The organism is Mycobacterium sp. 1165196.3 (genome assembly GCF_001673415.1).
Classification (GTDB): Bacteria; Actinomycetota; Actinomycetes; order Mycobacteriales; family Mycobacteriaceae; genus Mycobacterium; species Mycobacterium europaeum_A.
In genome coordinates this window covers 1-9,787 of sequence record NZ_LZLU01000261.1, presented here as the reverse complement: position 1 = coordinate 9,787, position 9,787 = coordinate 1, and the positions used below count along the sequence as shown (strand labels likewise).

Genomic DNA, 9,787 nt, shown 5'->3' with positions numbered 1-9,787 from the left:
CTGACCGGCTGACCGACAGTGGGGTGGCGCGTTCGGCACCATGCCCGACGGGCTCGACCTCGCACCGATCCTGGAGCGGGCGCTGGTAAAGGGTTGAGCCACAATATGACCTGCGCCGGCGGCCCGACCACGCGCCGCACGAGCGGCGCCAACGAGGAGGAGTGGCGCCATTGACCCACGCGATCAGACCGGTCGACTTCGACAACCTCAAAACGATGACCTACGAGGTCACCGACCGGGTTGCCCGCATCACGTTCAACCGGCCGGACAAGGGCAACGCGATCGTCGCCGACACCCCGCTGGAGCTCTCGGCTTTGGTGGAGCGTGCCGACCTCGACCCTGACGTCCACGTCATCCTGGTGTCCGGCCGCGGTGAGGGCTTCTGCGCGGGCTTCGACCTGAGCGCCTATGCCGATCGCACCGGCTCGGCCGGCGGCACCGGCGCGTACCAGGGCACCGTGCTGGACGGAAAGACCCAGGCGGTCAACCATTTAGCGGATCAGCCGTGGGACCCGATGATCGACTACCAGATGATGAGCCGCTTCGTGCGGGGCTTCTCCAGCCTGATGCACGCCGACAAGCCGACGGTGGTCAAGATCCACGGCTACTGCGTGGCCGGCGGCACCGATATCGCACTGCACGCCGATCAGGTGATCGCCGCCGCCGACGCCAAGATCGGCTACCCCCCGACCCGGGTGTGGGGCGTTCCGGCGGCCGGCCTGTGGGCACACCGGCTCGGCGACGCCCGCGCGAAAAGGCTGTTGTTCACCGGTGATTGCATCACCGGCGCGCAGGCCGCCGAGTGGGGCTGGGCGGTCGAGGCGCCGGATCCGGCCGACCTCGACGAGCGCACCGAACGGCTGGTCGAGCGGATTGCCGCGGTGCCGGTCAACCAGCTGATCATGGTCAAGCTCGCGCTGAATTCCGCGCTGCTGCAACAGGGCGTGGCGACCAGCAGGATGGTCAGCACGGTGTTCGACGGCGTCGCCAGGCACACGCCCGAGGGCCACGCCTTCGTCGCCGATGCGGTCGAGCACGGGTTCCGCGAGGCGGTGCGGCACCGCGACGAACCCTTCGGCGACCACGGCCGACGCGCGTCCGAGGTGTAACCATGCCGGACATGACAGCGCGGTCGGTGGTGCTCAGCGTGCTACTCGGCGCGCACCCCGCCCACGCTCGGGCGAACGAATTGGTCAGGCTCACTTCCGACTTCGGCATCAAGGAGTCGACGCTGCGGGTGGCGCTGACCCGGATGGTCGGCGCAGGCGACCTGATCCGCTCCGCCGACGGCTATCGGCTCTCGGATCGATTGTTGGCCCGCCAGCGGCGCCAGGACGATGCCATCGACCCGCGGGTGCAACCCTGGGCCGGGGAGTGGATCACACTCATCGTCACCACCGTGGGCAAGGACGCGCGGACCCGCGCGGCTCTGCGAACCGCCTTGCACGACAAGCGTTTCGGAGAGCTTCGCGAGGGGGTGTGGATGCGCCCCGACAACATCGACGGGGGGCTCGGCCCTGAGGTCGCGGCTCAGACGCGGGTGCTGCGGGCGCGCGACGACGACCCCGCCGAGCTGGCCGGGCAGCTGTGGGACCTGCCCGCCTGGGCGCAGACCGGGCGCCGGTTGCTCGACGAAATGGCCGCGGCGCCAGACATTCCCGGCCGATTTGTGGTCGCCGCCGCGACGGTGCGCCACCTGCTCACCGATCCGGTGCTGCCCGACGAGCTACTGCCGGCCGACTGGCCGGGCGCCCGGCTGCGGGCGGCCTACCACGACTTCGCCGCGGAGCTGCTCGAGCGGCGCGAACCACTATTTGCGGAGGCGACATGACAGATCCGGTGCGGGTCGAGCGCAACGGCCCGGTGACCACGGTGATCATCAACCGCCCGGGCGCGCGCAACGCGGTCAACGGCCCGACGGCCGCCGCGCTGTATGCGGCCTTCGAGGAGTTCGACCGCGACGACACCGCATCGGTGGCCGTGCTGTGGGGCGAGGGTGGAACCTTCTGTGCGGGGGCCGATTTGAAGGCCTTCGGCACGCCCGATGCCAACGCCGTGCACCGCACCGGCCCCGGCCCCATGGGCCCGACGCGGATGGTGCTGTCCAAACCCGTCATCGCCGCGGTGAGTGGCTACGCCGTCGCCGGGGGTCTGGAACTGGCCATCTGGTGTGACCTGCGGGTGGTCGAGGAGGACGCCGTGTTCGGCGTGTTCTGCCGGCGCTGGGGGGTGCCGCTGATCGACGGCGGCACCGTGCGGCTGCCGCGCCTGATCGGCCACAGCCGGGCGATGGACATGATCCTCACCGGCCGCGCGGTGGCCGCCGCCGAAGCCCAGGCCATCGGGTTGGCGAATCGCGTTGTCCCCAAAGGTCAGTCGCGCCAGGCGGCCGAGGAATTGGCGGCTCAACTGGCGGCGCTGCCGCAGCAGTGCCTGCGCTCCGACCGGCTCTCGGCGCTACATCAGTGGGGGGCAACGGAATCCGATGCGCTCGACTTCGAATTCGCCAGCATCTCCCGGGTGGCCGCGGAGGCGAACGAAGGGGCCGGGCGCTTCGCGGCGGGCGCCGGCCGGCACGGGGCGCCGGCCGGCTGACGCCTCAGCTGCCCTTGTTGATCGTGTTGCTCTGGCCGATCTTGTCGACCTTGGGGTCACCGTCTTTGTAGGTGATGGTGTTGTTCATGCCCAGCACGGTGATGCGGGTGTTGACCTTGTCGAACGTGATCTTGTTGTTGGTGCCGGTGACGGTGGCCGTCTCGCAGGTGCCCGTGACGGTCAGGGTGTTGTCCGAGCCGCCGACGTTCAGCGACTTGCCGCTGGCGCAGTCCAGCGTGGTGGTGGTGCCCATCGATCCGTAGTTGATGGTGTTGCCGATCTCGATGGACGCGGTGGTGCTGGCCCCGCTGGTTCCCGTCGTCGGCGCGGCGCTGGCACTCGTCGTCGCGCTGCTCTTCGTGGTGGTCGTCGACGAGCCCGCCGGCGGGTTGGCCGTCGAACTGCAGCCGGACAGCACCATGGCCGCGGCGGCCGGCGTTACGGCGAGCACGGCCAAGCGCTGCGAACGGTCACGCATGTAGGCGGGCATGTGTCCTCGATTCCCCTCGATTGGCGATGATGATGTGGTGGGCGCCGCTCAGCCCGGCACCTGCTGCAGCCGGTTGGTCATGCCCAATTCGCGGCCGCGGTCCCACAGGGCGGGCTGACCGTTCTTATAGAACACCGTCTGGTTGTAGCCGTACACGGTGATGTCATGCGAAACCGAGTCGGCGATGACGGTGTTCGACGAACCCATCACCGTGACGGCGTAGCAGTTGCCCAGCGCGGTGACCGTGATGCCGGTGCCGTTGACCATCAGCGTGGCGTCGTTGCAGTCGACCGTCTGCTCGATGTCTTGCCCGATCACGTGGGTGTCGCCGTTCTTGGCCTGCGCGACGCCCGGCGGGGCGGCGGCGCCGGCGACGACGGCGATGACACAGGCGGCCAGTGACCCGGCGACAGTCGTCCACTTCACTGCGGGTCCCCTTTTTCCGACGCTGCTCGAAACGGGCAAGCATGACATTACGTGCATTTGCCTGCCCGGTGGCAGAGTTTATTTTCCCTCGCCGGGCCCCCGCATCGCCTCCGGGGAGATGAATGTCCGAACGGGCGTCAACTAGAGTCATTAGTTAACCGCATCCCGAACATGCAATCGAAGGGCGACCGCCATGGCAGCTCCACCGGATCCGCCCCCGGCGGCCGGGCGCCAACGCGCGGGCCGGCCCGCCTCCCGTCCGGCCAAGCTCAGCCGCGACGGGATCATCGACGGCGCACTGACGTTCCTGGACCGCGAGGGCTGGGACGCCCTGACCATCAACGCGCTGGCGATGCAGCTCGGCACCAAGGGGCCGTCGTTGTACAACCACGTCGACAGCCTGGAGGACCTGCGCCGCGCGGTGCGGATCCGCGTGATCGACGACATCATCACGATGCTCAACCGCGTCGGCGAGGGCCGCGCCCGCGACGACGCGGTGTTGGTGATGGCGGGCGCCTACCGCAGCTACGCCCACCACCATCCGGGCCGCTACTCGGCCTTCACCCGGATGCCGCTGGGCGGGGACGATCCCGAGTACACCGCCGCGACCCGCGGGGCCGCCGCCCCGGTGATCGCCGTGCTCTCGTCCTATGGTCTGGACGGCGAGGCGGCCTTCCATGCGGCGCTGGAGTTCTGGTCCGCCCTGCACGGGTTCGTTCTGCTGGAGATGACCGGCGTGATGGACGACATCGACACCGACGCGCTGTTCTCCGACATGGTGCTGCGGCTGGCGGCCGGTCTGGAACGGCGCACCGCCGCCGATGGCGCCCGCTACTAGCCGGATGCGCCCGCCGTCGCTTTGACCTGCGAGACCGGCGGCGGGTATTGTGGTCCCTCGTGCCTGGCGGCTTACGGCGCCTAACCGTAAGGAAGTGGATGCCGGGCGAATTCGCGTGTCCACGAAGCATCGGACCTCCTCCGGTGCGCAGCGCATGCGACACACCCGGACGCGGGGTGACGCGGACGGTCATAACTGCAGTACACAGACTTGAAAACGCTAGAAGTATGCCGAACACGAACACAGAAAGCCGGTAGATGCCAACCATTCAGCAGCTGGTCCGCAAGGGTCGCCGCGACAAGGTCGCCAAGGTCAAGACCGCGGCCCTGAAGGGCAGCCCGCAGCGCCGTGGCGTATGCACCCGCGTGTACACCACCACCCCGAAGAAGCCGAACTCGGCGCTTCGGAAGGTCGCCCGCGTGAAGCTGACGAGCCAGGTTGAGGTCACGGCCTACATCCCCGGCGAAGGCCACAACCTGCAGGAGCACTCGATGGTGCTGGTGCGTGGTGGTCGTGTGAAGGACCTGCCCGGTGTCCGGTACAAGATCATCCGCGGCTCGCTGGACACCCAGGGTGTCAAGAACCGCAAGCAGGCTCGTAGCCGTTACGGCGCCAAGAAGGAGAAGAGCTGATGCCGCGTAAGGGGCCCGCGCCGAAGCGTCCGTTGGTCAACGACCCGGTCTACGGGTCGCAGCTGGTGACGCAGCTGGTGAACAAAGTTCTGCTGGACGGGAAGAAATCGCTGGCCGAGCGCATTGTTTATGGTGCGCTCGAACAGGCCCGCGACAAGACTGGCACCGACCCGGTGATCACGCTCAAGCGGGCGATGGACAACGTCAAGCCCTCCCTCGAGGTGCGCAGCCGACGCGTCGGTGGCGCTACCTACCAGGTCCCGGTCGAGGTGCGTCCGGACCGCTCGGTGACGCTGGCACTGCGCTGGCTGGTCAGCTTCTCCAAGCAACGCCGCGAGAAGACCATGGTCGAGCGGCTGGCCAACGAGATCCTGGACGCCAGCAACGGCCTCGGCGCCGCCGTCAAGCGGCGCGAGGACACCCACAAGATGGCCGAGGCCAACCGCGCCTTCGCGCACTATCGCTGGTAGACGGCGGCGTCCAACGGCAGAGCGGCCGGGCGCAAACCGACAGCGAACTAACCAAGCAATCGAAAGAGTGGGAAGACTTCTGTGGCACAGAAGGACGTGCTGACCGACCTCACGAAGGTCCGCAACATCGGCATCATGGCGCACATCGACGCCGGCAAGACGACGACGACCGAGCGCATCCTCTACTACACCGGTATCAGCTACAAGATCGGTGAGGTGCACGACGGCGCCGCCACCATGGACTGGATGGAGCAGGAGCAGGAGCGGGGCATCACCATCACCTCCGCGGCCACCACCTGTTTCTGGAACGACAACCAGATCAACATCATCGACACCCCCGGGCACGTCGACTTCACCGTCGAGGTGGAGCGCAGCCTGCGCGTGCTCGACGGTGCCGTGGCCGTCTTCGACGGCAAGGAGGGCGTCGAGCCGCAGTCCGAGCAGGTGTGGCGGCAGGCCGACAAGTACGACGTCCCGCGCATCTGCTTCGTCAACAAGATGGACAAGATCGGGGCCGACTTCTACTTCTCCGTGCGCACCATGGAGGAGCGGCTGGGCGCCAACGTCATCCCGATCCAGATCCCCGTCGGCTCCGAGGGCGACTTCGAGGGCGTCGTCGACCTGGTCGAGATGAAGGCCAAGGTGTGGAGCGCCGAGGCCAAGCTCGGTGAGAAGTACGACGTCGTCGACATCCCCGCCGACCTGGCCGAGAAGGCCGAGGAGTACCGCACCAAGCTGCTCGAGGCCGTCGCCGAGACGGACGAGGCGCTGCTGGACAAGTACCTCGGCGGTGAAGAGCTCACGATCGAGGAGATCAAGGGCGCGATCCGCAAGCTGACCATCAGCTCGGAGGCCTATCCGGTGCTGTGCGGCAGCGCGTTCAAGAACAAGGGCGTTCAGCCCATGCTGGACGCCGTCATCGACTACCTGCCGTCGCCGCTGGACGTGCCGCCCGCCGAGGGCCACGTCCCCGGCAAGGAAGAGGAGTTGATCACCCGCAAGCCGTCGACGGACGAGCCGTTCTCGGCGCTCGCGTTCAAGGTGGCCACGCACCCGTTCTTCGGCAAGCTGACCTACGTCCGGGTGTACTCGGGCAAGGTCGACTCGGGCAGCCAGGTCATCAACTCCACCAAGGGCAAGAAGGAGCGGCTGGGCAAGCTGTTCCAGATGCACTCCAACAAGGAGAACCCGGTGGAGACCGCCTCGGCCGGTCACATCTACGCGGTGATCGGGCTCAAGGACACCACGACCGGTGACACGCTGAGCGACCCGAACCAGCAGATCGTGCTGGAGTCGATGACCTTCCCCGACCCGGTCATCGAGGTGGCCATCGAGCCCAAGACGAAGAGCGACCAGGAGAAGCTGTCGCTGTCGATCCAGAAGCTCGCCGAGGAAGACCCGACCTTCAAGGTGCACCTGGACCAGGAGACCGGCCAGACCGTCATCGGCGGCATGGGCGAGCTGCACCTGGACATCCTGGTGGACCGGATGCGGCGCGAGTTCAAGGTCGAGGCCAACGTCGGCAAGCCGCAGGTGGCCTACAAGGAGACCATCAAGCGGGCCGCGCAGAACGTCGAGTTCACCCACAAGAAGCAGACGGGTGGCTCGGGTCAGTTCGCGAAGGTGATCATCAACCTCGAGCCGTTCACCGGCGAGGACGGTGCGACCTACGAGTTCGAGAACAAGGTCACCGGTGGGCGCATCCCCAGGGAGTACATCCCGTCGGTGGACGCCGGTGCGCAGGACGCCATGCAGTACGGCGTGCTGGCCGGCTACCCGCTGGTGAACCTCAAGGTCACCCTGCTCGACGGGGCGTTCCACGAGGTCGACTCCTCGGAGATGGCCTTCAAGATCGCCGGTTCCCAGGTGCTGAAAAAGGCTGCGGCGCAAGCGCAGCCGGTCATCCTGGAACCGATCATGGCCGTCGAGGTCACCACGCCCGAGGATTACATGGGCGACGTGATCGGCGACTTGAACTCCCGCCGTGGCCAGATCCAGGCCATGGAGGAGCGGAGCGGTGCGCGCGTGGTCAAGGCGCATGTGCCGCTGTCGGAGATGTTCGGCTACGTCGGCGACCTGCGGTCCAAGACCCAAGGCCGGGCGAACTACTCCATGGTCTTCGACTCCTACGCCGAAGTGCCGGCGAACGTGTCGAAGGAGATCATCGCGAAGGCGACCGGCCAGTAAACCTTCGCTCGGAGTAATCTTGCCGGGTCATGAATGCCTTGGGCGCGGCACAACTGAAAACACCAACACTGCTTTAACAAGCACCAACTAGTCCAGGAGGACACAGAAGTGGCGAAGGCGAAGTTCGAGCGGACGAAGCCGCACGTCAACATCGGGACCATTGGTCACGTTGACCACGGCAAGACCACGCTGACCGCGGCTATCACCAAGGTTCTGCATGACAAGTACCCCAACCTGAACGAGTCGCGCGCATTCGACCAGATCGACAACGCGCCCGAAGAGCGTCAGCGCGGTATCACGATCAACATCTCCCACGTGGAGTACCAGACCGAGAAGCGTCACTACGCCCACGTCGACGCCCCGGGTCACGCCGACTACATCAAGAACATGATCACCGGTGCGGCCCAGATGGACGGCGCGATCCTGGTGGTCGCCGCCACCGACGGCCCGATGCCGCAGACCCGTGAGCACGTGCTGCTCGCGCGTCAGGTCGGTGTGCCCTACATCCTGGTCGCGCTGAACAAGGCCGACATGGTCGACGACGAGGAGCTGCTCGAGCTCGTCGAGATGGAGGTCCGCGAACTGCTGGCCGCCCAGGAGTTCGACGAGGACGCCCCGGTCGTGCGGGTCTCGGCGCTCAAGGCGCTCGAGGGCGACGCCAAGTGGGTCGAGTCGGTCGAGCAGCTGATGGAGGCCGTCGACGAGTCCATCCCGGACCCGGTCCGCGAGACGGAGAAGCCGTTCCTGATGCCCGTCGAGGACGTCTTCACCATCACCGGTCGTGGCACCGTGGTCACCGGTCGTGTCGAGCGCGGCATCATCAACGTCAACGAAGAGGTCGAGATCGTCGGCATCAAGCCGACCAGCACCAAGACCACCGTCACGGGCGTGGAGATGTTCCGCAAGCTGCTCGACCAGGGGCAGGCCGGCGACAACGTCGGGCTGTTGCTGCGTGGTATCAAGCGTGAGGACGTCGAGCGCGGTCAGGTCGTGACCAAGCCCGGCACCACCACCCCGCACACCGAGTTCGAGGGCCAGGTCTACATCCTGTCCAAGGACGAGGGCGGCCGGCACACGCCGTTCTTCAACAACTACCGTCCGCAGTTCTACTTCCGCACCACCGACGTGACCGGTGTGGTGACGCTGCCGGAGGGCACCGAAATGGTGATGCCCGGTGACAACACCAACATCTCGGTGAAGCTGATCCAGCCCGTCGCCATGGACGACGGTCTGCGGTTCGCGATCCGTGAGGGTGGCCGCACCGTCGGCGCCGGCCGGGTCGTCAAGATCATCAAGTAGTTCGAACCACCGCAAAGCCCGGATCGCCGACTCGGCGATCCGGGCTTTGTGCATCTCCGGCGATGTCGGGCCGGGCCAGCGCGGGAGAAATCATGCGGCGAGGCGGCCGGCTGGTTTAGGATTTGCTCATAATTCTCCTGACTGTCGGGCGGGTGAGGTGCCGATGTCATACGTTCAAGCGACTCCCGAATTCGTGGCGGCGGCCGCGGGGGATCTGGCCCGGATCGGGTCGACGATCACCTCCGCCAACACCGCCGCGCTGGGGCCCACCTCGAGCGTGCTGGCCCCCGGCGCCGACGAGGTGTCGGCCAGCATCGCCGCACTGTTCGATGCGCACTCCCAGGTCTATCAGGCGCTGAGCGCCCAGGCCGCCGCGTTCCACAGCCAGTTCGTGCAGCTGATGAACGGCGGTGCGGCGCAGTACGCCTTCGCCGAGGCCGCCAACACGACGCCCCTGCAGACCGCGGCGGGCCCGGCGTCGATGGCCGCGCAGGTCCCCGCGGTGAGCGCCGGCGCCGTGGGCACGTCCGCGCCGAGACCGGCATGGTGGAGGCCGGAGTGGCCTGCGGCGGCGCCGCGGTCTGCATGGACGCGGCGGGGTTGGCGACCGGGGTGGCCGCCGATGCCGCCGGCTGGACGGTGGCCGGCGACGTCGCCGGAGCGTAGGCCGGGGTCGCCACCCGCGCCGCGCCGGCGGGCGTGGTGGCCGAGGCCAGCGTGGCCGATCCCGCCGGGGCCGCCGCGACCGGCGTGCCGGCCGGTGCCGGGGTGGCCGCCGCCGCAGGCCACTCCGGCCTCCACCATGCCGGTCTCGGCGCGGACCGCGCCGCACGCCCCGGCGCCCGCGCAG

11 protein-coding genes and 1 pseudogene are annotated in these 9,787 nt (G+C 67.7%); 10 read left to right on the top strand and 2 right to left on the bottom strand.

From position 1 onward, the window contains the following. Positions 1-16: 16 nt before the first annotated feature. From A5659_RS29055 to A5659_RS25005, 4 genes and pseudogenes are all read left to right on the top strand, one after another. Positions 17-97, top strand: a pseudogene (locus A5659_RS29055) (hypothetical protein); the annotation flags it as partial. A 73-nt stretch (positions 98-170) separates the two neighbouring features. Then, positions 171-1,109 (top strand): crotonase/enoyl-CoA hydratase family protein, encoded by a 939-nt coding sequence (locus tag A5659_RS25015; protein WP_067185008.1) that lies wholly within the window; start codon positions 171-173, stop codon positions 1,107-1,109. A gap of 2 nt (positions 1,110-1,111) precedes the next feature. Continuing rightward, positions 1,112-1,831 (top strand): PaaX family transcriptional regulator C-terminal domain-containing protein, encoded by a 720-nt coding sequence (locus A5659_RS25010; protein WP_067185005.1) that lies wholly within the window; start codon positions 1,112-1,114, stop codon positions 1,829-1,831. Further along, positions 1,828-2,595, top strand: a complete 768-nt coding sequence (locus A5659_RS25005) for a crotonase/enoyl-CoA hydratase family protein (protein WP_067185000.1) — start codon at positions 1,828-1,830, stop codon at positions 2,593-2,595. The genes A5659_RS25010 and A5659_RS25005 overlap by 4 nt, the downstream gene beginning before the upstream one ends. Before the next feature lie 4 nt (positions 2,596-2,599). On the opposite strand, the gene A5659_RS25000 is transcribed toward A5659_RS25005, so the two are convergent. Next, positions 2,600-3,085 (bottom strand): DUF3060 domain-containing protein, encoded by a 486-nt coding sequence (locus A5659_RS25000; protein ID WP_066878530.1) that lies wholly within the window; start codon positions 3,083-3,085, stop codon positions 2,600-2,602. A 48-nt stretch (positions 3,086-3,133) separates the two neighbouring features. Next, positions 3,134-3,511: a DUF3060 domain-containing protein gene (locus A5659_RS24995; protein WP_066869294.1), complete on the bottom strand. Its 378-nt coding sequence runs from the start codon at positions 3,509-3,511 to the stop codon at positions 3,134-3,136. Between the two features lie 193 nt (positions 3,512-3,704). Between A5659_RS24995 and A5659_RS24990 the strand changes: the two genes are divergently transcribed. The 6 genes from A5659_RS24990 to A5659_RS28785 all read left to right on the top strand — a co-directional run. After that, complete coding sequence (locus A5659_RS24990) at positions 3,705-4,349, top strand: TetR/AcrR family transcriptional regulator (protein ID WP_066878529.1); 645 nt, start codon at positions 3,705-3,707, stop codon at positions 4,347-4,349. Positions 4,350-4,606: 257 nt separating this feature from the next. Further along, the gene (gene rpsL, locus A5659_RS24985) at positions 4,607-4,981 is read left to right on the top strand and encodes a 30S ribosomal protein S12 (protein ID WP_007767794.1); all 375 of its coding nucleotides are present in this window, start codon (positions 4,607-4,609) and stop codon (positions 4,979-4,981) included. Then, positions 4,981-5,451, top strand: a complete 471-nt coding sequence (gene rpsG, locus A5659_RS24980; RefSeq protein ID WP_066869309.1) for a 30S ribosomal protein S7 — start codon at positions 4,981-4,983, stop codon at positions 5,449-5,451. The genes rpsL and rpsG overlap by 1 nt, the downstream gene beginning before the upstream one ends. 81 nt (positions 5,452-5,532) lie before the next feature. Further along, complete coding sequence (gene fusA, locus A5659_RS24975) at positions 5,533-7,638, top strand: elongation factor G (protein ID WP_066869313.1); 2,106 nt, start codon at positions 5,533-5,535, stop codon at positions 7,636-7,638. A 108-nt stretch (positions 7,639-7,746) separates the two neighbouring features. Further along, positions 7,747-8,937 (top strand): elongation factor Tu, encoded by a 1,191-nt coding sequence (gene tuf / locus A5659_RS24970; RefSeq protein WP_044483827.1) that lies wholly within the window; start codon positions 7,747-7,749, stop codon positions 8,935-8,937. A gap of 163 nt (positions 8,938-9,100) precedes the next feature. Then, a partial coding sequence (locus tag A5659_RS28785) for a PE family protein (protein WP_231998011.1) occupies positions 9,101-9,787 on the top strand: 687 nt, incomplete at its 3' end.